Genomic DNA, 26,473 nt, shown 5'->3' with positions numbered 1-26,473 from the left:
GAAGTACTGGGACAATAACAAAGTCTTGTGTTTTCCTTATTTTAAACACTGCATAGCCTTAACTGAACTGTTTTGTGCTATGAACTGCACCAAAATTATGATCGGGATTCACCTCAATCACTAAGTCAACAGCTGATGAAGATTTGAGCAATGGCTTAATAAATAATTCTGGGTGAAGCGATCGCCAAAAATAATTAACAAACTCCTCAATTTGGTCTTCACTCATTCCCGATTTACCAGTAGCAATCATCTGCTGTTCTGCTTGTTTGCGCCATGCCAAAGAACAACGATAATCAATAGGATAAAGCAAAATTAAGCTGTCTAATCGTTCCCAAAGCGGGAGATAATAATTTAATTGATGATTTAAATCACGGGCGAATACCCGATCTTCATCTGTAATAATTGGTGGCGGTGCTGTATTAAACGCTTCAGAATCAATTGGTCTTACACCTACAAACCAGCCTTCAAACAGCACAATGTCTATATCTGCAACGATTTCTGGAGTGGTGCGATCGCCTGCACCATTATAGGCAGATTTATCAAAGCGGGGAACAATCACAGGATTTTGGCATTGACGAATCTGATCTAGTACATTTAAACCTAAATCTATATCGTGAGTTCCTGGTGGCCCCCGCCAAATCAAACGCGGATCTTGTTGTGTTAAAGTCAGGCGATCGCTATAAGTTTTATATAAGTCATCTAAAGACAAATTCAAGGCGCGGTATCCTAACTGCTGAAGAATCAAGGTCAGCACCTGAGACATTGTAGTTTTACCTGTACCTTGTCCCCCTAAAATTCCCTGGATTAAAGGACGGCTTAGTTTTTGGCGATGAGATGCTATTTTTACAGCTAAAGGTAGCCACAAATCCCACAACACAGCTAACATTTTCTGGGGTGGTACATGAAGGCTAGTTTGGCAAAGTTGATTAAAAGCTGGCCAGACAGATTTGAGTAAATGCGATCGCGTCAGTATTACTTCATCAATATTTTTCGGTGTAATGCCAAAAGCTTTAGCCCTTAACTGATCTGCCAGCACTACTTCTCGTGCTTGCTGTAGCCAAGTTATATCTATGACATCCTTTGCCACAATTTCACTTAGCCACAAATTCATCTTATTTAAACTCCTTTGCCGTAGACATTATGAACCCAGTTTAAAGGCTTCGACAAACATGCTGTAAATAAAACCCACTTTGAGAAGATTTAATGATTCTACCCAAAGCGCTTGCCTAGCTAAAAAGCTACGGCTATAAAATATCCTGCTAGTAATCTCCGTTAATGCTACTAAAAAACCAGCTACCATAATGTCTAATGTACCTCTTTGTCCAGCTATAGTAGAAATCGCGGTTCCTAGAAAAAAGCCAAACAAAAAACTAATTAGCAGTAGCGATAATCTCCGCCAAGGATTTAAAAACCATTGCCCTAAGCTTTTAGCAATGGCTTCAAACAAGTTATTGAGACGAGTATTTTGCATCAATAAGACTGATGGTAGAAAGTCAAAATTTGATGAAATATTTTGATATTTAGGATATCGGTTTTAGCATAAGCTTAATTTAAATCGTATTGTAAATATTTGCTGAGTTGGTTGTACTTATCAAATTTGATACTTTTTTGCTCCTGAGAACAGTACCCTCTATCATTAGGTATATTTTTTATCATAATATCTTATGGTAATAGGGTATTATCTACAAATAAGTAAAAATTATTAAGAAATATAAATAATTTCCAGCAGATAAATTTAGGAGTTTGACAAAAGTCACCTTGTTATTCACATTACGCGAATTCCAAAAATTTATGTTTGTGTTTCTACGAGTTAATTTGCTATTTATGTATCATAATTTTGGTTTTTTATGAGCTGAGTTAGCAAGAAGCAACGAATAAATAAGGATTGAGTCCTGTTTATCGTTGAGAAGTTAGGTAATCATTCATGTCCATAATTTCTAAAAAGAATGATACTTATGATACATTCTCCCCCCATAATTATACTAGACTCTAGAGTAGGCAAGTAAGCAACTTTCCATAATTACTACTTTTGAATAATAGGCTACTATTTGGTCAAGAGTAGACAAATATTTATTTCTAATAATTATCAATATGAAATCTTCAGTGTATCGAAACGCTGCTATTACAACTTGCGTATTAGGGCTGCTAGGGTTACTAGTAGGATGCTTGGGGATGAGTGTGTCTTTTGAACCCACGAATCCAGATATATCTTTGCCAGTATCAGATAATACGACTCAAGCAGAGGCAAATCCAGCGTCAGATGTTGCATCGCAGACAGGCATTTCTGCTAGCGCTACCAATCCTCCAACCAACCAGGTAGAACTTAACACTAATAAAACTAACCCCGTCTTGGCATCTCGTCAGGGTTCCGCTGTCAATACCAAGCATCAGGGCACTTTGCGGATGAGCAATCAAACAGATCAGCCTGTGCGGCTGGCACTACTGGCCAGACAATCGAAAGTAAAAAGCTCCGCTGAGAAAAAAATTAACTATGATGTTCCAGCACATTGGGATTTTGCTCCTAGTGAAGGTAGTAACAAGGGGTTGATTCTTTCTTTACCTAATGGAAATCTAAAATTAGAGACAGGAGATATATTAGTGGCTTTTGCACAGGACGGTTCCCGGCGCTATTGGGGCCCCTTTGTTGTTGGGGAAACTTCCTTACCAACATGGAATTCCCAAAACCAAGAATGGCAATTGGTACTTAGTCAGTAGTTAGTTGTCAGTTGTCAGTAGTTAGTTGTCATTTGTCAGTAGATTGCTTAAAAAGCAGGAATAAAGAACAAAATATAAGTAGTCAACGACTAGTGATTTATGGCTGTTGACTATTGACTTATTGACAGATAGCGAAATGAGGATGAAATTGAGTGTTCCCCCAATTATTGACCAGTGGTTCCAAAAGATAGTGACGCGTCCAGCCCTTGCTGCAACTGTGTCGATTCTGTGGTTGATACTAATTAATTGGGTAGCTTATTGGTGGAATTTGGGCAGTATTGGCTTAATTGATGAAACCGAGCCGTTATTTGCCGAAGCTTCTCGTCAAATGTTTGTCACAGGTGACTGGATCACTCCTTTTTTCAATGGCGAAACTCGTTTCGATAAGCCTGTTTTAATTTACTGGTTTCAAGCGATCGCCTATGCAATTATTGGGGTAAATGAGTGGGCAGTGCGTCTTCCTTCAGCGATCGCTGCAATGGCAGTCATTAGTCTGACCTTTTACACTTTACAATGGCATTTAGCAAAAGAAGACGAATTAGAGCAGGTTTCGCGCCCTAATCGTCGCTATTTAACCGCTGCTGTAGCTGCTGCTGTGCTGGCATTCAACCCTGAGATGATTGTTTGGGGAAGAATCGGTGTCTCAGATATGCTATTGACTGGGTGTATGGGATCAGCCTTGTTATGCTTTTTTCTAGGATATGCAGGGAAGAAAGAGCAGGGAGCAGGGGAGCAGGGGAGCAGGGGAGCAGGGAGTAGTCAATCTTTACTTCCTAACAAGTGGTATTTAGCTTTTTATGTACTAATTTCTGGGGCAATTTTAACTAAAGGCCCTGTAGGGATTGTTTTACCTGGGCTAATTATTTTTGCCTTTTTGCTATATCTCGGAAAGTTACGAGAAGTATTACGGGAAATGCGCTTTTTTGTAGGGATGCTGATTATTTTAGGTTTATCAGCTCCCTGGTATATCTTAGTGATTTGGCGCAATGGCTGGAATTATATTAACTCCTTCTTTGGTTATCACAACCTAGAACGCTTTACAGAAGTGGTTAATGGTCATTCAGCTCCCTGGTACTTTTACTTTTTGGTAGTGCTGCTGGGTTTTGCACCGTATTCAGTTTACTTGCCTTTGGCAATGTTTCGGCTGAAGTTTTGGCAGCGATCGCACTGGCGCGCTCAAGAACGCGCTAGGCAATTGGGTTTATTCGTCTGCATCTGGTTTTTGACGATATTTGGCTTTTTTACTGTTGCTGTTACTAAACTCCCTAGCTACGTTTTACCTTTAATGCCAGCAGCTGCCATTCTGGTAGCTCTGTTATGGAGCGACTTTTTCCCCAGTCAAAACGAGTTAACACCAAGAGTAAGAGGAAAATTATTCACTTCATCTCCTCTTGCTCTCCTCTTGAGTGGTTGGGTAAATGTCGTGTTTTTATCTGCATTGGCAGTAGGAATGTTTCACTTGCCCCAGTTATTAGGTAGCGATCAAGCTGCACCCAATTTCCGCCTCCAGATTGAAAATTCTGGTTTACCAGTACTGGGTGGTTGGGTTTTGCTTTTGAGTGCCGTGATCATCGCATTTTCAATCATTAGTCGCCGTTGGCACTCTGTAATTGGCTTAAATTTGCTGGGGTTTGCGGCATTTTTGATCATTGTCTTGATGCCTGCTGTATTTTTGATGGATCAGGAGCGTCAGCTGCCTTTAAGACAGTTATCTGTGGTGACAGCACAAGTCCAAAAACCAAATGAAGAACTACTCATGGTTGGATTCAAAAAACCAACTGTAGTTTTTTACTCTCATAAACACGTAAATTTTATCAAGCTGACAAAAGATGCTGTAAAGCATATTCAAAACCAAGTTGCTCAAGAAGGGCAATCTGGTTCGTTGCTAGTACTGGCTGAACAGAAAAACTTTGTCAAAATGGACTTGCAGCCCGATGGTTATGAAAATTTAGCTACAAAAGGTGCTTATCAGTTAAATCGAGTCAATTTTAAGAAAATGAAACGGAAAAAAGTCAATATCTCATAAGTAACTTTGTCAATAGTCAGTTGTGAGTTGTATAAATATAGTAACTATTAACTACTGACTACTGACTACTGACTACTGACGTTATTAATATTTACCATATTGACCTTTCATATCTAAAGCTTGATTGATATGACTTAATAAGTCTTCCATAGAAATCGAGCGAGGTAAAATTTGGGTAGCGATCGCACCGACAACAGTTTCTATGGATTCAGAGGCACTTTTTCTTGACTGAGGAATTTTTGTCTGAGAAATGTTCGGCAATGAATTCATCTCAATGCTATTTAATCTTTGATCTATCACCACAATTGGTGGCAAATCGAAAGGTGAATCTCCCAAAGCTTTCAGTGCTTTAAGCGCTTCTTTCTGGATGGATGATTCTCCTAAGCAAATCAGCAACAAGTCAACACTTTGATGGCGAATTTGTTGTAACACTTCTGCCCAACAGTTTCCCATTGCGGCTTTCAAGCCAGCTGTTTGCAGATACTGAACTAAAGCTTGGAACCATTCAGAACCCCGTTCAGCAGTTTCACTACTAAGTGAGGAATTTTTGGTTGTACGATAATTCTTCACCTGTTTACGTCTGATTTGTGGTAAGTCGCGCAACATTGTTAAATCCACTACTAAGATACTGGGTGGATAACAGACTCCAGATGCAATTTGCAGCACTGATAATAAAGCATCGGGTTTACCGTTGCGAGTGTTGTTGTCTTTGCCAAGAGGTGTTAAACAAGGAAACACAGATAATCCAGGTATTTGGGAAGCTGCTAAGGTAGTTGCTACATCGCAAGTTACTAGCGGTAAAGCAGACAATCTTGGGTGCTGAGTCAGCTGTTGCAGGTAAGTTTGCGCCAGGGAACTTTCTAAATCCAGCAAAATGACATCAAACTGCCAAACTCGCGCTAATAGTTCTGCTTGATCTAAGTCATCTACTTCTATCACCCGATGGTCTCGCAGTGAAGGGCGAGGATTAATTGACTCTAATGCCGGATTAACTAATCTCAAAATTCGCAATGGGTTTTTAGTAGAGATAATTTCGCTACTGTCTGCCCCTGACTGCTGAATTACTGGTGTATCACATAACTTTTTTAGAAGTGGCTCCAAGGCTTGATGCTCAACTGGCAAGTTCAAAAAACCATCGGCTTGGTTAGCATAAGCTTGATCTTTTTCAGCTCCGGTTGCTGTCACCATCACAGGGATATGGCGAGTTACAGCATCAGATTTCAATAAAGTCAGCACATCCCACCCAGACAATAAAGGTAACAAGGGATTTAAGAATATAGCTTGCGGTTGTAAGCGCCGAGCTTTTTCTACTGCTTCTGTTCCTGAGCGCGCAATCACTACGCGATAACCTAAACCTTTGAGTTGCTCAGTTAAATCTTCAATATATCTGGCTACTGCTTCGACCACCAAGACTAACCGTTGTGAGCAAGGGGGATGATGCTGTGTGCTGGGAGTCGTGCGCTGACGTACTGAGGCGGCAACTCCTTGCTTGGTATTGCGTGTTTCTCCCTCAGATCTTGCTCTTACCTCTGTTTCAGTAAAGCCTGTTGTGGGGGGACTAGGTGGTAAAAGTAGTGTAAACTGGCTGCCTTTGCCTTCACGTGATAAGAAACTGACATCACCTCCATGCAGGCGGGCAAGCGCCCTAGTTAAAACCAGTCCCAAACCAGTACCTTCAAATTGACGGGTTAAAGGATTTTCAAGTTGTTGAAATTTCTGAAATATTAAATGTTGTTGGTGTTCGGGAATACCAATCCCTGTGTCCCAGATTGTAAAGGCAATCCAACCTTCCCAACGATTGACACGCAAACCGATTTCACCAGATGTTTCGGTGAATTTAAAAGCGTTGGAAAGCAAATGTATCAGCATTTGGCGCAGGCGTAATTCATCCGCTACGATCTGGTCTAAACCTGGTTCAATCGTCAGAGTGAATTCGGGAGATGATGAAGTTGCTGCTGGAGGTTGGGCAGTAGCTTTAGTAGTTTGAGTATGAATTGCTTTTGCTTCTGAGAGAGCGCGATCGCACACGGAGCGAATTTTTACTGGTACAGGAGTCAAATCCATCTGTCCAGTTTCCATGCGGGTCAAATCTAAAATGTCATTGACCACACTCATTAAATGTCGTCCGCTTTGATGAATTAGTCCTGCATAACGAGCTTGACGTTCGTTAAGTTCTCCTAATTGCTGATCAACCAACAAGCGCGATAATCCTAAAACAGCAGTTAAGGGTGTTTTTAGTTCATGGCTGATACAAGATAAAAACTCATCCTTTAACCGATTTAGTTGAATAAGATCGGCATTCTTCGCTGCTAGTTCTTTACAAAGCTGTTGCTGTTCGGTGACATCGGTGGCTAATATTAACCATAGGTCAGTACTCACTTCTGAGCCTTGAGCACTGAGTAAAATCTCTGAATCATTACTCAGTATTTTTAATTCTGGGCTATCTAAGGGAATTTTGGCAAATTGCCAGACTCGCTCTTGGCCGTTTTGTACTTCCACAACACAGGTACAAGTACCCACTTGTCCATCTAAAAAACACCGGACTCCACTTGCTGCGGATGCAGATTGATCATGGAGATCCTTAATAAGTGGCGTTGCTGCTGGCGAAGACAGCAGGGCTTCATTCCTGACAGACAAGGTATGTTCTCCAGGATGAAGTTTTAGTGGTAGGGATTGCTCCTCGCGTTCTTGTTCATTGCCCCTACTATGAGGAGAAACTTGAACCGCTTTTTGATGGGCGTATTCTGGTTTGACGATCTGGGTGGGGGTTAGTATTGCCTCTACTTGTTGTCGCACTCCTTCAGGATCTTTGAGTACTCCTAGTTGTTGCCACCAAGCCGGATTTTGCGTTACGACTTCACCAGTGCCAGTTTGCAACATTAAAGGCCAAGGTAGTCGCTCTAGCAACTGTACCAGTGGTTTGTGTACCGAAGGCTGAGGAGAATTATTCCTGGGCGATCGCCAGTGACTTTTTACCCCTACATTGCTCCTGTCAACCGGGTTTACATATTTATATTCTTGAGAACTACTCTTGGACGATCTATTAGCAGTTGAGTAAACAGTTTCCGCCGCACTGTTTACAGCTTTTTCTTGAGCCAATAATCTTAAAAGGCGTTTACTGTCCAATAATCCCAAAAATTTGCCATTTATATCAATCAACGCCCAATCTAAGTTATTGTTGACGTAGGCGCGTTGCTCAGATAAAAGCAAGCTGAATCGTTCCAGACGATCAGCGGCTGGCAAGGTCTGAATCGGCTCAACCAGAGTTTGGCCTAAAGTCGAAAGCTGCTGTTGTAAATTTAAAAATTGGTCGTCACTAGCTACCGCCAATAATTTTTGGCTCAACCGGGCAGAGTACAACAACCCAACTGGGCATTGCTGTTGGTTTACTACTACCAAGCGATCGCACTGCTGTTGATCAAAAACCTCCAGCACTACTGCTAGAGTGGTTGTTTCTAAGCAGATAGGTACGGTTGCTAGGAAGTCATAAAGCGGGTAATGTAGCATTGACATAGGGCTTTGGGGTTCACTCTTCCTGTGGTAGCCTCTAGCTTCACTAATCAGTGATTTAGCCTGAATAGTGTTTGCGACTGAAGCAAAAACCTTTGAGAAGACTCATATAAGCGATTTTATTATTCAAGCTTCAACGCCATTGAAACAATTGGGTTGGTTCTTCCTGGACAAGGTGTAGTTGATCCACTAGTTTTTGCAAGCAGCAGCGTTTCCTTTTGCCACTTCTAAGATCTCTAGGGAAACATTCTTACCCATATCCTACTGGTATTGAAACTCTTCATCGATAGTGACGGTTAAAACAATTATGGCTCTAAAGATTCGCTTTAGAACCTTGAGGAATTATAATGATTTACAATGCGACAATACTTTAAGTTCGTTTAAGTAACTTATTAAGGAGTGAAATAAAAAATCATAATTCAGATAGATATGCATATACAAATCCCAAATTAAGTCATATAGCGTTATAAAGCTAATGTCCCATCAATGACCTCCCAAATCTGAACTGCTCCCTTTCTATCATCAGGCTATTTTGTTGACTAAGCAAGTTTAGTTAACATAGAAAAAGTTATAGGGTGAACTTATAAGTCTAATGCACACTTACGGTTTCTCCCACTAGCGGTCTATCAGTCTTTGATTTAGGCGATTGATAAAATATCGTAAGTATATAAATGTTACTACCCGTATTGATTTTTCAACCGGATGTTAAAAAAAATTTAGATTGTCCAACAAGGTTAGCTATCCAAGCACAATCATCAAAGGAACAGATATGGAATTTTAGCAAATACGCCATTGAACAATTGAATCTTTTGCCTTTTATTACTACCACCACTAAAAAAATCCATTATTTAATCAGGTGTTTAAAAACAGACCTCAGTGAAAATTTTTCTGACCAATATCTCTATGTATTTGCTTGCCAAGAGCAAATACCAAAGCAGGTTTTTCAGCGAATGACTCAAGTTGATCAGCAGGTATTATTACGGCAACTCAAATCAGATTACCGCGAAATTCTTATAAATTACTTTACTACAGACACAACATTGAAGGAAAAAATTGATAAATTTATCAATGCGGTATTTTGTGCTAATATTCCTGTGCCCCAAATCATAGAAATTCACATGGACTTGATTGAAGAATTTTCTAAGCATCTAAAATTAGAAGGAAGAAGTGATGAAACATTACTCGATTATCGTCTCACACTAATAGATGTCCTAGCTCATTTGTGTGAAGTATATAGGTGTTCAACTTCCCGATAAAGTAAATTCTTACAGTTAAGATGAAGTTGTATCTTTGTTGTAATTCACCAGAATATAATGTAATTTAATTCTCATGATCAAGCCTATAGCTTTATGAATAAAGCCAGAAAAACCTACGTTCTCAAGCTTTATGTAGCGGGAAACACTCCTAACTCTGTACGAGCATTAAAAATACTGAAAAACATCCTAGAACAGGAGTTTCAAGGTGTGTATGCTTTGAAAGTAATTGATGTGCTAAAAAACCCCCAACTAGCAGAAGAAGATAAAATATTAGCTACACCAACGTTATCTAAAATTTTGCCGCCGCCGGTTCGCAAAATTATTGGTGATCTTTCAGACCGAGAAAGAGTATTAATAGGGTTAGATTTGCTTTATGAAGAGTTAAGTGAGGAAGATTGGGAAGAGTAAATTAATCCTTAAACATTAAAAACTTGATTACAAATTATTAAATTAACATAAGAAAAAACTAGGTTTAATATCCATTTGTCATGAAGCAATGAGCGAAAACGAGCAACCAGAAAAAAAAATTACACCAATCAAGGGTGTAGAAAAAATTCGCACAATGATAGAGGGCTTTGATGATATCACTCATGGTGGTTTACCAATGGGTAGAACTACCTTGGTTAGTGGTACCTCTGGAACGGGCAAAACTTTATTATCTCTTCAGTTTCTTTATAACGGCATCACTTATTTTGATGAATCAGGAGTATTTGTTACTTTTGAAGAATCGCCTAGTGACATTATTAAAAATGCTCATATTTTTGGCTGGAATTTACAACACTTAATCGATGAAGGTAAATTATTTATTCTGGATGCTTCTCCCGATCCAGAAGGTCAAGATATAGTCGGTAATTTTGACCTTTCAGCACTCATTGAACGCTTGCAATATGCCATTCGTAAATACAAAGCCAAACGAGTTTCAATAGATTCCATCACAGCAGTATTTCAGCAATATGAAGCGATGGGAGTAGTGCGGCGAGAAATTTTTCGCCTAGTTGCACGTCTAAAACAGCTTAATGTCACCACTATTATTACAACCGAACGTAGTGAAGAATACGGTTCTGTCGCCTCGTTTGGGGTAGAAGAGTTTGTATCTGATAATGTTTTAATTGCACGCAATGTTTTAGAAGGAGAACGTCGCCGTCGCACCATCGAAGTTCTAAAATTGCGGGGTACAACCCACATGAAAGGAGAATATCCTTTCACAATTACTAATGAAGGCGTAAATATTTTCCCATTAGGGGCAATGCGCTTAACTCAAAGATCTTCCAATGTACGCGTATCTTCTGGAGTTAAAACTCTCGATGGGATGTGCGGTGGTGGTTTCTTTAAAGATTCTATTATTTTGGCAACAGGAGCCACAGGTACTGGTAAAACTTTGTTGGTAAGTAAGTTTCTGCAAGATGGCTGCGTTAGTGGTGAACGAGCGATATTATTTGCTTATGAAGAATCACGCGCTCAACTGTCTCGCAACGCCTATTCTTGGGGAATTGATTTTGAAGAATTAGAACATCAAGGTTTACTCAAAATAATCTGTACGTATCCTGAATCTACTGGTTTAGAAGATCACTTACAAATTATTAAATCGGAAATTGCCTCCTTTAAGCCAGCTCGCATTGCCATTGACTCGCTTTCAGCGCTTGCAAGGGGTGTAAGCAATAATGCATTTCGTCAATTTGTTATTGGTGTTACTGGTTATGCTAAGCAAGAAGAAATAACTGGTTTTTTTACTAATACAACTGACCAATTCATGGGATCGCATTCAATTACTGATTCTCACATTTCCACAATTACTGACACAATTTTGATGTTGCAGTACGTAGAAATTCGTGGAGAAATGTCGCGGGCAATTAACGTATTTAAAATGCGAGGTTCGTGGCATGACAAGGGTATCCGCGAGTACAATATTACAGCTGACGGCCCCGATATTAAAGATTCTTTCCGTAATTACGAAAGAATTGTCAGTGGCGCTCCTACCCGTGTGAGTATTGATGAAAAGGCGGAACTTTCTCGCATAGTTAAACGTTTTGAAGATAAATCGAGTTCCGATTCTTAGATTTGGTATCGTGCTATATTCTCTTCTAAATTTAGTATCGTGCTATATTCTGTGGTGAAGATAGGTTTTCTGCCGCTAGATTGATTTTCGTGTGAGGGGATGCGGTGAAAGGACAACAAATATTCCATAGCTTCTTGCCTAGCGTAACAGCAGCAGTATTAACAACCCAGCCGACTTTGGCCGGGGAAATGAAGGTAGGTGGTATACAGTTAGCGTCTTCTCCTAATGTATTGACTTCTGTCGATAGCCGAACATTAGTTGCTGACAATATTATTCATACCCAACTACCCAATACTACGGGCAATAATTTTCCTGACTTAGTACCAGATGATGGTTTAACTAAGCCCAATTTTGAATCTTTAAGTAGTAACAGTAACCCAGTAATCTTGACAAGAAATACTGGTGTACCCGTAGAGCAAATATCTCAGAAAGATAAAGGTAGATTTTTCAGTTTGACATCTACCCTCAATCCTTCTCAACAGTCAAAGCAGAGTAATTTTACAAGCAATAAAAAACAAAGTAATTTAGGTACTTCTCAGCAACAATCAAAGACAATAATCGTTCCTATTTTTACATCCGAAACTAATTCTGCCAAAAAGGCAACTTTTTCTTTGTCTTCTTTACGGCAGCCAGTAGTACCCAAAAAAAATCTTGAAACTCAGTTGCCAACCGTTTTACAAACTGCGATCAGAGGTGTAGGGGCGGCAAAGTTGTTGGAGGTAGAAAGTTGTTTTCAGGAAAAAGCGAGCTTGAATTCTTTGCTTTTATCCCCAAAAACCTGCCAACATGCCAGCCAGGTTGGGAAAATAGTAGCTCAAAGCAATATTCCTGACCCAACTTCTGCGCCTGCTGATTCTGAGCTAATTCCAAATCAGCCAGGAACAGTGACTCCCGCGCCTGCTGGTTCGGAGCTAATCCCTAATCAGCCAGGAACAGTGACTCCCGCGCCTGCTGGTTCTGAGCTAATCCCTAATCAGCCAGGAACAGTGATTCCCGCGCCTGCTAGTGGTGTACCAATTCCTGAGAACCTTAACCCCAATGCCAATCCTTTACAGTTTCCTACCAAACCAGAGGAAGTGAGACTTCAGGCAAATCAGCCTATTACTTTGATACAGGCTTTGGAACTAGCACGGCGTAACAGCCGGGATTTACAAGTATCATTGTTGGAGCTAGAACGTAGCCGGGCAGCTCTACGAGAAGCGCAAGCTGCTTTGCTGCCTACTCTTGGCGTTAGTGCTGATATTACTCGCAGCCAAGGTGCTGACGCTCAGTTACGGCAAGAACAACTAGAACGGGAAACAGGAAGCCCACAACCAGGAGACGAAGCCAGTACAGGCTTCAGTGGTCAAGCACAACTGAGCTACGATCTCTATACTTCTGGGAGACGGCAAGCTAACATCAAACAGGCTGAAGAACAGGTACGGTTCAATGAGTTGGCTGTAGAGAACCAATCTGAGGAAATCCGCCTCAATGTCACCACTGATTACTACAATCTGCAACAAAGGGATGAACAAGTACGGATTGCCCAGTCATCTGTAGAGAATGCCCAAGCTAGTTTGCGAGATGCCCAGGCTTTAGAGAGGGCTGGAGTGGGTACTAGGTTCGATGTGCTGCGATCGCAAGTTAATTTAGCTAATTCTCAACAAGAGTTAACTAATGCTCGCTCCCAGCAGCAGATTGCTCGCCGTCAGCTAGCAACTCGACTAAGTTTGGCACAATCGGCAAGTATCAGTACGGCAGACCCTGTACAGTTAGCCGGCCTTTGGAACCCAACATTAGAAGAAAGCATTATCCTGGCTTATCAAAATCGTCCAGAACTGCAACAGCAGTTGGCACAACGCAATATTAATGAGCAACAGCGAAGAGAAGCACTTTCATCGCTAGGGCCTCAAGTGAGTTTAGTTGCCAGCTACAACCTGCTAGATCAATTTGATGACAGTATCAGCGTCACTGACGGTTATTCCGTGGGAGTCAGGGCAACCATGAATTTGTACGATGGAGGAGCAGCAAGAGCCAGAGCAGCTCAAGCAAACGCTAATGCTGCAATCGCCGAAACTCAATTTGCTGAGCAACGTAACCAAATTCGTTTTCAGGTAGAACAAGCTTTTTCTACCCAACAAGCAAATTTGGAGAATGTTCAAACTGCTAATGCTGCTTTAGAACAAGCTAGAGAAGCTTTACGTTTGGCGCGTTTGCGATTCCAAGCTGGTGTAGGTACGCAAACAGATGTGATTAACTCTGAAAATGACCTAACAAGATCTGAAGGCAACCGAATCCAGGCAATTTTGGAGTACAACCGTGCTTTGGCTCAGTTACAAAGATCTGTCACCTCCAGGGTGTTACCTTAGTTAGTCATTAGTACTTATACTAAAATGACTGTCCACAGCTCTTGCACCAGCCCCAAGAACCGCCAGGGAATTAATTCCCTGGCTGATAGCAATAAGTCCTTTTTAGAGGGCTAGACACTATTTATGGCTATCAGTTCACTGAAGGAGATTTGGGTTGTGAGCCTGGAACGTTGAATTTCAGGCATATTTTTACTATGGTGCGATGGGCTACGCCCCACCGTATGCGATCGCATGACTCCACCTAAATCAAGTTATAATTACCACTGACACAGAAACTCAGGGGTGTAGAGATTTTGAAATCATAAATATCACGCACTCAATAAGCTGAGTGTTAGACTGCTTGGCTTGTAAAAAACTCATGACTCAAGTTACATCAAGAGAAATTGCGCTGTTTCGCTCTCAATTAACAGATGATCCCGTAGCTATGGAAGCACTGGACTTGATTGAGGACTGCGACGGAGATTTAGAAGATGCAGCAATGACACTAGCCATTCGGGCGGGACAAGAACCAGAAAGAACAAATTCAGAGTGGTTAGACGCTTTAGCTAGAAAATGGCGTGCCGTCATTTGTGAGCAAGAATATCGAGATGACTTGCTCAATAGTTCACTTGCGGGAATGATGAAACACCTCAAAACAATGCCGACGTTTCCTAAAATTTTAGCAACACCAGTATTGATATACGTCCTCAAGCAAGGTGTAAACAATTTTTGTGAGCCATTAGATTCGTTAAAGTAAGATTCAAAGTACTCAATACTGAGGAGCCAGCGCTACGGGGCTTTATTTTGTTAATAAAAAATTTTCTTGATAATGTACCTTATGCCCTATTTTCAGGCAGCACTGATACGCTGTTAATTAAGGCAAAACTTCTATTAGCATCTATCGTTAAATAATGAATTACCTTGTTACCGTACTACCAGACCGCATTCAAGCCGAAGCTGCTTATTTAGCCTTAGAAAAAGAAGGTATCAACAGTACCATCTTGGGTAGGGGATATAAGACCGCTGACGAGTTTGGCTTGATTGATCCCAAAGAGCAGGCCAAAAAGCAAGCACAGTTAATGGCATTTTGGCTAGTCCCATTCGGATTTTTTGCAGGTTTTACATTCAGCGTCATTACTGGTTTAGACACCTTTGCTTGGGCGGGTCAAATTGGCAATCATTTCATTGGCGGACTTTTGGGTGCTGCTAGTGGTGCAATGGGTAGTGTATTTGTTGGGGGTGGAGTTGGTCTAGTCGTGGGTGGTGGAGATGCTTTACCTTACCGCAACCGCTTGGATGCAGGAAAATACATTGTTGTGGTTCAGGGTTCTGAAACTCTCTCTCGGCAAGCAACTCGGATCTTGCGCCAGTTTGAACCAGAAAATATCCAGGGCTATGCTGATACAACTAGCGTGTAGCAAATGAATTATTTTTTGCAAATCGCCTTGAGTTACTTCCCTATTCTTTGGACGTGGCTCAAGGTGCAGCAAATAGAAATAGAGAAGCTTTTGAGGACAAGAGTTCCTAAAGATTGGTATCCATCTTTGGTATTAAATTTCTTACTAAATGTATGCTCAGATGTTACCAGATGATCTTTAGCTCATTTGGCCTCAATTCAAATTATCAAAAAACTGGAAATCTAAGAAATTGCTACAGGTGAAAACCTTTTGAAGTGGGAACTGAAATTATAGCAGTTGCCACTTAGCTTAAGAGCTAAACTAGTCATAAAACTTCGACATCAAGAGACTTTCAACCCTGTTCCATATTTCCTGTTCCTTACTATAAAATTAAGATAGCTTTAGCTGATCAATTTTTCAGAATTTATAAATAAATTTTAAGAATGTTACCACGAGAAGAACTTTTAAAGGGTGTTGAAAATCGAGATAGTGTAGCTCGTGTCATTGATAAGGCAGACCAAGCCATCAAAACGTGGGAAGTAGTTTTAACAGATTTTTTGTCTCCGCCAGAACTGGCAGAAATTCAACGGGCGTTTAGTCGATTAACAGAAGTAGAATTAGTGGCATGGGGTGGTTATCCACAAGCAGAACGTCAAAGAATAGCGATCGCTCGTTCTGAAATACCCTTAGATCAATCTCAAGTTACCCTTGTTGCTTTAGAAATTGCCGGAAATTTTCTGTTTGATACCGCCACTCACCGCGACTTTTTAGGCGCAATGTTGGGAACAGGAATTGTCCGCGAAAAAACAGGGGATATTATTGTTCTAGGGGAAAGAGGAGCGCAAGCAATTGTTGCACCAGAATTGGCAGATTTTTTGACAATGAGTCTGACACAGGTGCGATCGGTTCCTGTGAAAACTCAGTCGATTGATCTCAATGAGTTGAAAGTCCGAGAACCCAAGAAAAAAGAATTAACTACTGTAGAGGCTTCTTTAAGATTAGATGCGATCGCATCTGCTGGTTTTGGTATGTCCCGCAGCAAAATGGTTGATTTAATCGATAGCGGTGATGTGCGTGTTAACTGGAAAGAAGTTACTCAAGCTAGTTCTCAAGTTAAATCAAGTGACTTAATCGCTATTCGTGGCAAAGGGCGTTTAGAAGTTGGAGAAATCGCCGTTACTAAAAAGGAACGTTACCGAGTTCAATTAACAAGGTATGTGTGAAATTTTAGTACAAGACTATGACATTAATCTTAGCGCTGGATTTTGGTGGAACTAAATTGGCAGCAGCGATCGCAAATCTTGATTCTAGGGAGTGGTTGCGTTATGAACGTCATTTTTCACCAGTGAATGCAGATGCTAACACTGACCTAAAAATTATGCGATCGCTCATTCATTCTTTAATACAAGGAGTAACTCCCTCTGCAATTGGTGTCAGTTTTGGAGGGCCTGTAGATGCCATCACTGGGAAAGTACGCTTGTCTCATCATGTCGCTGGCTGGGAAAATATCCCCCTCAAAGACTTATTAGAACAAGAGTTTAGTATTCCTACTGTTGTAGATAATGATGCGAATATTGCCGCTTTGGGCGAATATCGTTTTGGTGCTGGTCAGGGACATGATAGCTTGTTTTACATTACCATCAGCACAGGTGTCGGTGGCGGTTGGATATTGAATGGCAAGCCTTGGCGAGGTGCAGCAGGCATGGCTGGTGAAATTGGGCATACGGTTGTAGATCCTTGCGGCCCAGTATGTTTGTGTGGTAAGCGAGGATGTGTAGAACGCTTGGCTTCTGGTCCCTACATGGCCAAGGATGCTAGAGAATTTTTATTGAACGAATCAGATAAAATTGAAGCAAACCAAGGACAAATACTGAGAAGCTTGGTAAATAATAACTTGGATTTGATTACAGGAAAAGTGGTGAGTGAAGCAGCCAGCCAAAGAGATGAGTTAGCGCTGAATATTTTATATAAAAGTGCTTGGGCTTTAGGTGTGGGTATTGGCAATGTTGCAAATTTGATTAATCCACAGCAATTCGTTTTAGGTGGTAGTGTAACTAAAGCCGGGAAAAATTGGTGGAGTGTCGTGCAAAAAACAGCGCGAGAGACAGCGTTACCTGAAGTTAATTTTGAAATTATTCCAGCGATGTTAGGTGATGATGCGCCGCTGTGGGGTGCTGTGGCTTTGGCAGAATCAGTTTTGTAATTCGTAATTATAGGAATTGACAACACCGTTCAGTTAAGCCAAAAAGCCTCATGTAGAGATGCGATAAATCGCGTCTGAATTTATCTGAATTTCTCGCGTCTGATAAGACCAATTATCTAATGAACCGTATTTATTCATAACACAGAAGATTTGTTTTCTGTAGTCTGAATAAAAGCTTCAAATTGATTGTTGGGTGTCCATTGAATAGCCCCATCCCTTCCTGTAAAAAATATTTTTGTCCGGCTTTTGCTCAGTTCAGATAAAGCTTTAGAGTCAAGGTTGCTAGAAGAAGCGATCGCCACTTGTGGTTGTAGTAAAAAAATTAAATCTTTTAAAGACGCAGAGCTACACCAAAGTACTTGTGGACGCGGCAAACCCCCCATTTTGAATAACGTCTCTACTTCTTTAGGCTTGACATTACCCACTAGTAACCAGTTCTGCCCTTGGACTTGTAATTGTAAAATAGGCAATTGATCGTTAATTAATTGTGCCACTATCGAACCAGTATTCACCGCTTGTCCAGGTGTTAAAGGTTGATAGGTTCCCTGATATTTTTGTACTTCTTGCTGAATTGCTTGACTAGTAATTGTATTTCCTGGCTTGGGAGAATATACATAGAAATTTTTAATAGACAAACCTTGTAGTATTTCTAACCAAGCATTACTATTGTTGCCTTGAAAATCACTAGCGATCGCCCAATCTATTTGATTAACGCCCTGCTGTTGCAAAAAGGGTAAAATTGTAAAGCGTCCTGTACCCTCATCACCGCTATTAATCAAGGTTACAATTCCTTTGTCTTGAATAACTACAACTGGTTCTGTACTAGCTTCCATTACCGTTATCCGAAATAATGTACTGGTAGAGTGCCAAGCTGGAACTAGTACTAAACCAAAAGCAATTAAACTGGCAAACCACCAGCGTTTTTGCCACCAATGCACCAACCAAACCAACATAATCAGTGCATAAATCGTTAATAATTGCCAAGTGGATATACTTCCCACAGCAACAGAATTTCCTGGCAATTTGCTAAAAATTTCTACTAACTTAATCAGCCAATCAGTGGGATAGTGCAGCACTCCAGCCATAGCACTTCCAGCTTCAGGCCAAATTAATGCTGCTAAGGCACTGATAATTCCACCTATACTAATAATCGAAATTAATGGTGTGCTAATAATATTCAATAGCAGACTGTAGGATGGTACTACCCCAAAGACCAAAAGTTGTAAAGGTAAAGTCCAAATCGTGGCAGCAAGGGGAACAGCAATCAAAGAAGCGATCGCAGGTGGCAACCAATTCAAACGTTCAGTTATTGCTGGTACTGTGACAATTAACCCCAATGTTGCTAAAAAACTCAGTTGAAAACCTAAATCCCAAATCCATAAAGGGTTAAAAATTAATAAAAGTGTTGCTGCCAATAGCAATGATCCTAACTGCTTTACCTTTCTCTTTAATAACAGACCAACTAAGGCTGCAAAACCCATAATTACGGCTCTTAGTACAGCAGGTTGGAAACCAGTTAAACTCAGGAAAATGATTAAAGCCAAAAAGCCTAGAGTAAATTGTGTTCCTTTTTTGGCACGCTTTGTTAACTGTAAAATCACACCCAAAATCAAAGAAGTTTGAAACCCCGAAGCCGCTAAAGCATGAGCTAATCCAGCTCGTACAAACAAGTCGCGGATATCATAAGGTAAATCAACTGCTTTGCTGCCTAAAACCATCGCACTGACAAGCGGCCCTTCAGGAATACCCAGCCAACGAACCTGCGATCGCACAATCCGCTCCCGGACTTGCCATAATCCCCATTGCCGTTTCTCACTCGTATCCATAACATTTATTTGCCGTCCAATCAGACCAGCAAATGACCCTTCTTGCTTGAGAAACTTCCGAAAATCGAAAGCACCAGGGTTAGAAGCCGCCTTCGGTTGGTACAAAACCCCAGTCACAGCAATTTCCTGCCCAGAATATAACCCAGTCGCTTGAAGTATAGGTACTGTCACATACAACTTTCCCGTCACCCCTTTTGGGACACTTGCAGGGCCTTTATCATTTTTGACCTCATCTAACTGAGTAGCTTCTAACCAAAATTGCCCTCGTTGACTGCGAGTTAAGCGGGGATTGCTTACCAATTCTCCGCGAACAATCACCAGTTGTTCTTGATTATTATTTCCTTGCGGAATGAATTTACTAATGTCTTCTGTACTTGGTTGGGGTACTCGCCATTGAAAATATGCAGTTGCCAACAACCCTATTAAACCAGCAGCCAGCCATACACGGGGATGGGGAAAATTTTGCCAGATATTGGGTGCTGACTTGGTTTTACCACCAGCTTTTTCTGATTTCTGGAAAATTTGCCGTGAATTATTGCCTCTTCTAAAAAGAATTGCTCCCAATATTCCTAAAACTAAGATCCACAAACCACCTCCAGGAACTGCTGTAAACAACAACCCTAGAATGTAACCAAGACAAATAAATAAACCACTCGTCTGAATCATAAGTAACTGGTAAATAAACCCACTTGTTTGTAGTAAGGGCTTTAGCCCTTAAAATTTTTGTCCTGATTGCTAAAGAAACTGACTACGAGCAACAAAATTATGTTTATGCTTCAGCGAATAGAATTTACAGTCGATTTGAAAATAGCTGGAGAAGCAATAAAGGAAAATTTTATGCTTTTTGGTGAAGTATAGTTCATTGGGTTTATACAAACAAAGCCTGCATTGGCAGGCTATCAGCTTAACTAAAAGTAATTAGTCAAACATTTATTTTTGCAAGCTTTTGAGGAAATCAAGCTTTTCTGCAAAATAATCAGCAATTTCTGTAGAAATCATACTTATGACTTCTGTTTCATATCGAACTGGCTGTAATGCAGCCCCTAGAGTGCAACGTGAATAACCAGTCTTTATACACATACCTGGGATTCATCTTAAGGTATGTGTACAAAGACGTACCGATTTGTAGCTGTTCAAAGTCCTTATCTATTCAAGCTTCAAAAGTAGAAAATAAGGAAGATAGGGAATTTTAATCTTCTTTATTTTCTGTCTTATTGTTGTGCATTGCCAACTCTACTCAAACTGCTGCCCCCTAAAGCAAAGGAAAACCCAACTTTTCCCTTTGTTCAACATATAATTGAGCTATCTTCCTTGCCAAATGACGAATTCTGGCAATGTAACGAGTTCTCTCAGTCACCGAAATCACACCTCTAGCATCCAATAAATTGAAGGTGTGCGAACACTTCATCACGTAATCCAAGCTAGGTACAACCAACCCTCGCTCTGTCAATTGAGCAGCTTCCTGCTCATATAAATTAAACAGAGTAAGTAGCAATTCCGGATTTGACGCTTCAAAATTGTAAGTACACTGTTCAATCTCACTTTGCAGAAAGACATCACCATAAGTAATATTGTCCGTCCAATGAATCTTTGTAATAGCTTCCACTTGCTGGAGATACATCACCAATCGCTCTAACCCATAAGTAATCTCAATCGACACGGGACGGCAATCGATTCCCCCACACTGCTGGAAATAGGTAAACTGAGTAATTTCCATCCCATCTAACCATACTTCCCAACCAGTGCCCCAAGCTCCCACAGTTGCATCTTCCCAGTTATCCTCTACAAACCGGACATCGTGATCTTCAGGACGAATGCCTAAAGCTCTCAAGGAATCAAGATAAATCTCTTGAATATTATCTGGCGACGGCTTAATCAGAACTTGATATTGATAATAGTGTTGAAAACGATTGGGATTCTCACCATAGCGTCCATCAGTAGGACGACGACATGGCTCAACATAAGCAACAGACCACGGCTCCGGCCCCAATGCCCTTAAAAATGTATGGGGGTTTTTAGTACCCGCTCCCTTCTCAATGTCGTATGGTTGAGCAATCAGGCAACCTCGGCTTCCCCAAAATTGATGCAATGAAGTAATAACCGACTGAAAATTCACGCTCTACCCTCCCTTAAACAGCAAAGTGCATAAACCATTGTTGACTACAACCTAGCACTGTGGGGAGTTACAGAGGAATCAAAAACAAATTCCAACTTTTTCAGAAAAAGGGAGTTGACAAAGTTAGGAGCGGTCGATATATTAGATAAGTGCCCAAGAGGCGAGCGCGACAGAGCGGCGCCGGGAGGGACGCCGAACCTTGAAAATATTATAGTTTGAAAGCCATTATACAGCAAGTGGTCAGCGTCAAGAAAATAAAGCACTTGACTGGAGTGTAAAAAGAATCAGTCTTTCATATTTAAGAGCTAAACAAACGATTCATCAAAACGGAGAGTTTGATCCTGGCTCAGGATGAACGCTGGCGGTATGCTTAACACATGCAAGTCGAACGGGCTCTTCGGAGCTAGTGGCGGACGGGTGAGTAACGCGTGAGAATCTGGCTTCAGGTCGGGGACAACCACTGGAAACGGTGGCTAATACCGGATGTGCCGCAAGGTAAAAGGCTTGCCGCCTGAAGATGAGCTCGCGTCTGATTAGCTAGTAGGTGGGGTAAAAGCCTACCTAGGCGACGATCAGTAGCTGGTCTGAGAGGATGATCAGCCACACTGGGACTGAGACACGGCCCAGACTCCTACGGGAGGCAGCAGTGGGGAATTTTCCGCAATGGGCGAAAGCCTGACGGAGCAATACCGCGTGAGGGAGGAAGGCTCTTGGGTTGTAAACCTCTTTTCTCAGGGAAGAACACAATGACGGTACCTGAGGAATAAGCATCGGCTAACTCCGTGCCAGCAGCCGCGGTAATACGGAGGATGCAAGCGTTATCCGGAATGATTGGGCGTAAAGCGTCCGCAGGTGGCTATGTAAGTCTGCTGTTAAAGAGTGAGGCTCAACCTCATAAGAGCAGTGGAAACTACATGGCTAGAGTGCGTTCGGGGTAGAGGGAATTCCTGGTGTAGCGGTGAAATGCGTAGATATCAGGAAGAACACCGGTGGCGAAAGCGCTCTGCTAGGCCGCAACTGACACTGAGGGACGAAAGCTAGGGGAGCGAATGGGATTAGATACCCCAGTAGTCCTAGCCGTAAACGATGGATACTAGGCGTGGCTTGTATCGACCCGAGCCGTGCCGTAGCTAACGCGTTAAGTATCCCGCCTGGGGAGTACGCACGCAAGTGTGAAACTCAAAGGAATTGACGGGGGCCCGCACAAGCGGTGGAGTATGTGGTTTAATTCGATGCAACGCGAAGAACCTTACCAAGACTTGACATGTCGCGAATTCCTCTGAAAGGAGGAAGTGCCTTCGGGAGCGCGAACACAGGTGGTGCATGGCTGTCGTCAGCTCGTGTCGTGAGATGTTGGGTTAAGTCCCGCAACGAGCGCAACCCTCGTTTTTAGTTGCCAGCACTTCGGGTGGGCACTCTAGAGAGACTGCCGGTGACAAACCGGAGGAAGGTGGGGATGACGTCAAGTCAGCATGCCCCTTACGTCTTGGGCTACACACGTACTACAATGCTACGGACAAAGGGCAGCAAGCTAGCGATAGCAAGCAAATCTCATAAACCGTAGCTCAGTTCAGATCGCAGGCTGCAACTCGCCTGCGTGAAGGAGGAATCGCTAGTAATTGCAGGTCAGCATACTGCAGTGAATTCGTTCCCGGGCCTTGTACACACCGCCCGTCACACCATGGAAGCTGGTCACGCCCGAAGTCATTACTCCAACTTTTCGGAGAGGAGGATGCCTAAGGCAGGACTGGTGACTGGGGTGAAGTCGTAACAAGGTAGCCGTACCGGAAGGTGTGGCTGGATCACCTCCTTTTTAGGGAGACCTACACCCCTCAAATCTTGAAAGCAAAATGTAAATAAAGATTGAGTTGGTCTAACCTAGGTCGGTCGCAGACATTTGCAATTGTTGAGTGCTTTCAAACTATGATTTGGTTCGATATGGGCTATTAGCTCAGGTGGTTAGAGCGCACCCCTGATAAGGGTGAGGTCCCTGGTTCGAGTCCAGGATGGCCCACCTGAATCAATTAAAAATGCAAAATTAAAAATTAAAAATTTCAGATAACTTCTTTAATTTTTAATTATCAATTTTTAATTTTTAATTAATTGATGGGGGTTTAGCTCAGTTGGTAGAGCGCCTGCTTTGCAAGCAGGATGTCAGCGGTTCGAGTCCGCTAACCTCCACCTGTGGTGTCAAGCCAAAAAACAGTAGTGAGAATTCAGCAACATGACGTATTAATGTCAGACTGCTGGGTTTAATCTCAGCCAGAACCTTGAAAACTGCATAGTAACGCGAAATTAGCAGGCAGACGCAGGCATTCAGTTGAATGATTGTGTTTGCAATGGTGAAACACCAAATGTATTGTGGTCAAGCTAATAAGGGCTAACGGTGGATACCTAGGCACACAGAGGCGATGAAGGACGTGGTTACCGACGATATGCTCCGGGGAGTTGGAAGCAGACATTGAGCCGGAGATTTCCGAATGGGGCAACCCTAAATACTACCTGCTGAATATATAGGCAGGAGAGAGCCAACCCAGCGAACTGAAACATCTTAGTAGCTGGAGGAAGAGAAATCAAAACAGAGATTCCCTAAGTAGTGGTGAGCGAACGGGGAAAAGCCTAAACCAGTCGGTTTACTGACTGGGGTAGTGGGACAGCGAGATCGAATCTAGCGGTTAAACGAAACAGCTAAATACTGTACCAGAGAAGGTGAAAGTCCTGTAGTTGAAAACTTAAGGATAGTAGCTGAATCCCGAGTAGCATGGGGCACGAGGAATCCCATGTGAATCAGCGAGGACCACCTCGTAAGGCTAAATACTACTGTGTGACCGATAGTGAACCAGTACCGCGAGGGAAAGGTGAAAAGAACCCCGGAAGGGGAGTGAAATAGAACATGAAACCGTTAGCTTACAAGCAGTGGGAGGACTATTTAAAGTCTGACCGCGTGCCTGTTGAAGAATGAGCCGGCGACTTATAGGGACTGGTAGGTTAAGGCGGGAATGCCGGAGCCAAAGGGAAACCGAGTCTGAAGAGGGCGATAATCAGTTTTTATAGACCCGAACCCTGGTGATCTAACCATGGCCAGGATGAAGCTTGGGTAACACCAAGTGGAGGTCCGAACCGACCGATGTTGAAAAATCGGCGGATGAGCTGTGGTTAGGGGTGAAATGCCAATCGAACCAGGAGCTAGCTGGTTCTCCCCGAAATGTGTTGAGGCGCAGCGGTAATGATTATATCTGGGGGGTAAAGCACTGTTTCGGTGCGGGCTGGGAGACCGGTACCAAATCGAGACAAACTCTGAATACCCAGAGCACACATTGCCAGTGAGACAGTGGGGGATAAGCTTCATTGTCAAGAGGGAAACAGCCCAGACCACCAGCTAAGGTCCCCAAATCATCGCTAAGTGATAAAGGAGGTGAGAGTGCATAGACAACTAGGAGGTTTGCCTAGAAGCAGCCACCCTTGAAAGAGTGCGTAATAGCTCACTAGTCAAGCGCTCTTGCGCCGAAAATGAACGGGGCTAAGCGATGTACCGAAGCTGTGGGATTAGTCTATCGATTAATCGGTAGGGGAGCGTTCCGTCGTAGGTAGAAGCAGTAGCGGCGAGCAGCTGTGGACGAAACGGAAGTGAGAATGTCGGCTTGAGTAGCGCAAACATTGGTGAGAATCCAATGCCCCGAAACCCTAAGGGTTCCTCCGCCAGGTTCGTCCTCGGAGGGTTAGTCGGGTCCTAAGGCGAGGCCGAACGGCGTAGTCGATGGATACAGGGTCAACAATCCCTGACTATTGTGTGGGAGCATCAAAAGGGACGCATGAAAGATAGCCATACCCTGATTGGTTTGGGAGGAGTTTACGAACTCCGCATGGTGAAGGATAGTGCCAAGAAAAGCTGTTGATGTGATGAAAGCACAATACCCGTACCCGAAACCGACACAGGTAGGGAGGTTGAGAATACCAAGGGGCGCGAGATAACTCTCTCTAAGGAACTCGGCAAAATGGCCCCGTAACTTCGGAAGAAGGGGTGCCCACCTCAGACGTGGGTCGCAGTGAAGAGATCCAGGCGACTGTTTACCAAAAACACAGGTCTCCGCAAACTCGTAAGAGGACGTATGGGGGCTGACGCCTGCCCAGTGCCGGAAGGTTAAGGAAGTTGGTCAGGGCGAAAGCTTGAAGCTGACGACTGAAGCCCCGGTGAACGGCGGCCGTAACTATAACGGTCCTAAGGTAGCGAAATTCCTTGTCGGGTAAGTTCCGACCCGCACGAAAGGCGTAACGATCTGGATGGTGTCTCAGAGAGAGACTCGGCGAAATAGGAATGTCTGTGAAGATACGGACTGCCTGCACCTGGACAGAAAGACCCTATGAAGCTTTACTGTAGCCTGGAATTGTGTTCGGGCTTCGCTTGCGCAGGATAGGTGGGAGGCATTGAAGTATTCCTTGTGGGGAATATGGAGCCAACGGTGAGATACCACTCTGGCGAAGCTAGAATTCTAACCCATGACCGTAAGCCGGTCAGGGAACAGTTTCAGGTGGGCAGTTTGACTGGGGCGGTCGCCTCCTAAAAGGTAACGGAGGCGCGCAAAGGTTCCCTCAGCACGCTTGGAAACCGTGCGACGAGTGTAAAGGCATAAAGGGAGCTTGACTGCAAGACCGACAAGTCGAGCAGGTACGAAAGTAGGCCTTAGTGATCCGACGGCGCAGAGTGGAATGGCCGTCGCTCAACGGATAAAAGTTACTCTAGGGATAACAGGCTGATCTCCCCCAAGAGTCCACATCGACGGGGAGGTTTGGCACCTCGATGTCGGCTCATCGCATCCCGGGGCTGGAGCAGGTCCCAAGGGTTCGGCTGTTCGCCGATTAAAGCGGTACGTGAGCTGGGTTTAGAACGTCGTGAGACAGTTCGGTCCCTATCTGCCGTGGGTGTTGGAGACTTGAGAGGATCTTTCCCTAGTACGAGAGGACCGGGAAGGACGCACCTCTGGTGCACCGGTTGTCGCGCCAGCGGCACCGCCGGGTAGCCAAGTGCGGAATGGATAACCGC

Annotated in this window: 15 protein-coding genes, 2 tRNA genes and 2 rRNA genes; 14 read left to right on the top strand and 5 right to left on the bottom strand. The window is 42.8% G+C overall.

Going from position 1 to position 26,473, the window contains the following annotated elements:
- Positions 1-58 precede the first annotated feature (58 nt).
- On the bottom strand, positions 59-1,111 hold the full coding sequence (locus I8751_RS06250) for a glycerate kinase (protein ID WP_214438312.1): 1,053 nt from the start codon (positions 1,109-1,111) through the stop codon (positions 59-61).
- A gap of 27 nt (positions 1,112-1,138) precedes the next feature.
- Positions 1,139-1,471 (bottom strand): DUF565 domain-containing protein, encoded by a 333-nt coding sequence (locus I8751_RS06245; protein WP_214438311.1) that lies wholly within the window; start codon positions 1,469-1,471, stop codon positions 1,139-1,141.
- 620 nt (positions 1,472-2,091) lie between these two features.
- Here I8751_RS06245 and I8751_RS06240 point away from each other — a divergent pair.
- Positions 2,092-2,715 carry a hypothetical protein gene (locus tag I8751_RS06240; protein ID WP_214438310.1) on the top strand — a complete coding sequence of 208 codons (624 nt, stop codon included), beginning with the start codon at positions 2,092-2,094 and terminating at the stop codon, positions 2,713-2,715.
- A gap of 136 nt (positions 2,716-2,851) precedes the next feature.
- A complete protein-coding gene (locus tag I8751_RS06235) occupies positions 2,852-4,741 on the top strand; it encodes an ArnT family glycosyltransferase (RefSeq protein ID WP_214438360.1) in 1,890 nt (629 codons plus the stop codon).
- Between the two features lie 84 nt (positions 4,742-4,825).
- Here I8751_RS06235 and I8751_RS06230 read toward each other — a convergent pair whose 3' ends face one another.
- Positions 4,826-8,254 carry a hybrid sensor histidine kinase/response regulator gene (locus tag I8751_RS06230; protein ID WP_214438309.1) on the bottom strand — a complete coding sequence of 1,143 codons (3,429 nt, stop codon included), beginning with the start codon at positions 8,252-8,254 and terminating at the stop codon, positions 4,826-4,828.
- Positions 8,255-8,922: 668 nt separating this feature from the next.
- On the opposite strand from I8751_RS06230, the gene I8751_RS06225 reads away from it, so the two are divergent.
- The 8 genes from I8751_RS06225 (at position 8,923) to I8751_RS06190 (ending at position 17,490) form a co-directional block, all read left to right on the top strand.
- A complete protein-coding gene (locus I8751_RS06225) occupies positions 8,923-9,507 on the top strand; it encodes a circadian clock protein KaiA (RefSeq protein ID WP_214438308.1) in 585 nt (194 codons plus the stop codon).
- A 93-nt stretch (positions 9,508-9,600) separates the two neighbouring features.
- Positions 9,601-9,915 carry a circadian clock protein KaiB gene (gene kaiB / locus I8751_RS06220; protein ID WP_214430437.1) on the top strand — a complete coding sequence of 105 codons (315 nt, stop codon included), beginning with the start codon at positions 9,601-9,603 and terminating at the stop codon, positions 9,913-9,915.
- A gap of 88 nt (positions 9,916-10,003) precedes the next feature.
- Positions 10,004-11,563, top strand: coding sequence for a circadian clock protein KaiC (kaiC, locus tag I8751_RS06215; protein WP_214438307.1), 1,560 nt, complete (start codon positions 10,004-10,006; stop codon positions 11,561-11,563).
- A 104-nt stretch (positions 11,564-11,667) separates the two neighbouring features.
- Entirely contained in the window at positions 11,668-13,911 is a 2,244-nt protein-coding gene (locus tag I8751_RS06210) for a TolC family protein (RefSeq protein ID WP_214438306.1), read from the top strand.
- A 358-nt stretch (positions 13,912-14,269) separates the two neighbouring features.
- On the top strand, positions 14,270-14,647 hold the full coding sequence (locus tag I8751_RS06205; RefSeq protein ID WP_214438305.1) for a hypothetical protein: 378 nt from the start codon (positions 14,270-14,272) through the stop codon (positions 14,645-14,647).
- A gap of 154 nt (positions 14,648-14,801) precedes the next feature.
- Positions 14,802-15,308, top strand: coding sequence for a hypothetical protein (locus I8751_RS06200; protein WP_214438304.1), 507 nt, complete (start codon positions 14,802-14,804; stop codon positions 15,306-15,308).
- 422 nt (positions 15,309-15,730) lie between these two features.
- Positions 15,731-16,510 (top strand): photosystem II S4 domain protein, encoded by a 780-nt coding sequence (locus tag I8751_RS06195; protein WP_214438303.1) that lies wholly within the window; start codon positions 15,731-15,733, stop codon positions 16,508-16,510.
- 17 nt (positions 16,511-16,527) lie between these two features.
- The gene (locus tag I8751_RS06190) at positions 16,528-17,490 is read left to right on the top strand and encodes an ROK family protein (protein WP_214438302.1); all 963 of its coding nucleotides are present in this window, start codon (positions 16,528-16,530) and stop codon (positions 17,488-17,490) included.
- Between the two features lie 134 nt (positions 17,491-17,624).
- Here I8751_RS06190 and I8751_RS06185 read toward each other — a convergent pair whose 3' ends face one another.
- Positions 17,625-19,982, bottom strand: a complete 2,358-nt coding sequence (locus I8751_RS06185) for a ComEC/Rec2 family competence protein (RefSeq protein WP_214438301.1) — start codon at positions 19,980-19,982, stop codon at positions 17,625-17,627.
- Positions 19,983-20,568: 586 nt separating this feature from the next.
- On the bottom strand, positions 20,569-21,432 hold the full coding sequence (gene glyQ / locus I8751_RS06180) for a glycine--tRNA ligase subunit alpha (RefSeq protein ID WP_214438300.1): 864 nt from the start codon (positions 21,430-21,432) through the stop codon (positions 20,569-20,571).
- A gap of 323 nt (positions 21,433-21,755) precedes the next feature.
- Here glyQ and I8751_RS06175 point away from each other — a divergent pair.
- The 4 genes from I8751_RS06175 to I8751_RS06160 form a co-directional block, all read left to right on the top strand.
- Positions 21,756-23,245: ribosomal RNA gene (locus tag I8751_RS06175) — 16S ribosomal RNA — on the top strand.
- 127 nt (positions 23,246-23,372) lie between these two features.
- Positions 23,373-23,446, top strand: a tRNA-Ile gene (locus I8751_RS06170).
- Positions 23,447-23,540: 94 nt separating this feature from the next.
- Positions 23,541-23,613, top strand: a tRNA-Ala gene (locus I8751_RS06165).
- 182 nt (positions 23,614-23,795) lie between these two features.
- Positions 23,796-26,473: ribosomal RNA gene (locus I8751_RS06160) — 23S ribosomal RNA — on the top strand; the annotation flags it as partial.

Source organism: Atlanticothrix silvestris CENA357, from assembly GCF_016056295.1.
In the GTDB taxonomy this organism is placed as follows: domain Bacteria; phylum Cyanobacteriota; class Cyanobacteriia; order Cyanobacteriales; family Nostocaceae; genus Atlanticothrix; species Atlanticothrix silvestris.
The sequence above is the reverse complement of the archived record's forward strand: the minus strand, read 5'-3'. Positions and strand labels throughout refer to the sequence as shown.

What these genes read in the sequence shown, in the direction of transcription:
- I8751_RS06250 (WP_214438312.1), bottom strand. Translation starts at nt 1,111, where the DNA reads ATGAATTTGTGGCTAAGTGAAATTGTGGCAAAGGATGTCATAGATATA.
- I8751_RS06245 (WP_214438311.1), bottom strand. Translation starts at nt 1,471, where the DNA reads ATGCAAAATACTCGTCTCAATAACTTGTTTGAAGCCATTGCTAAAAGC.
- I8751_RS06240 (WP_214438310.1), top strand. Translation starts at nt 2,092, where the DNA reads ATGAAATCTTCAGTGTATCGAAACGCTGCTATTACAACTTGCGTATTA.
- I8751_RS06235 (WP_214438360.1), top strand. Translation starts at nt 2,852, where the DNA reads ATGAGGATGAAATTGAGTGTTCCCCCAATTATTGACCAGTGGTTCCAA.
- I8751_RS06230 (WP_214438309.1), bottom strand. Translation starts at nt 8,254, where the DNA reads ATGTCAATGCTACATTACCCGCTTTATGACTTCCTAGCAACCGTACCT.
- I8751_RS06225 (WP_214438308.1), top strand. Translation starts at nt 8,923, where the DNA reads ATGTTACTACCCGTATTGATTTTTCAACCGGATGTTAAAAAAAATTTA.
- kaiB (WP_214430437.1), top strand. Translation starts at nt 9,601, where the DNA reads ATGAATAAAGCCAGAAAAACCTACGTTCTCAAGCTTTATGTAGCGGGA.
- kaiC (WP_214438307.1), top strand. Translation starts at nt 10,004, where the DNA reads ATGAGCGAAAACGAGCAACCAGAAAAAAAAATTACACCAATCAAGGGT.
- I8751_RS06205 (WP_214438305.1), top strand. Translation starts at nt 14,270, where the DNA reads ATGACTCAAGTTACATCAAGAGAAATTGCGCTGTTTCGCTCTCAATTA.
- I8751_RS06200 (WP_214438304.1), top strand. Translation starts at nt 14,802, where the DNA reads ATGAATTACCTTGTTACCGTACTACCAGACCGCATTCAAGCCGAAGCT.
- I8751_RS06195 (WP_214438303.1), top strand. Translation starts at nt 15,731, where the DNA reads ATGTTACCACGAGAAGAACTTTTAAAGGGTGTTGAAAATCGAGATAGT.
- I8751_RS06190 (WP_214438302.1), top strand. Translation starts at nt 16,528, where the DNA reads ATGACATTAATCTTAGCGCTGGATTTTGGTGGAACTAAATTGGCAGCA.
- I8751_RS06185 (WP_214438301.1), bottom strand. Translation starts at nt 19,982, where the DNA reads ATGATTCAGACGAGTGGTTTATTTATTTGTCTTGGTTACATTCTAGGG.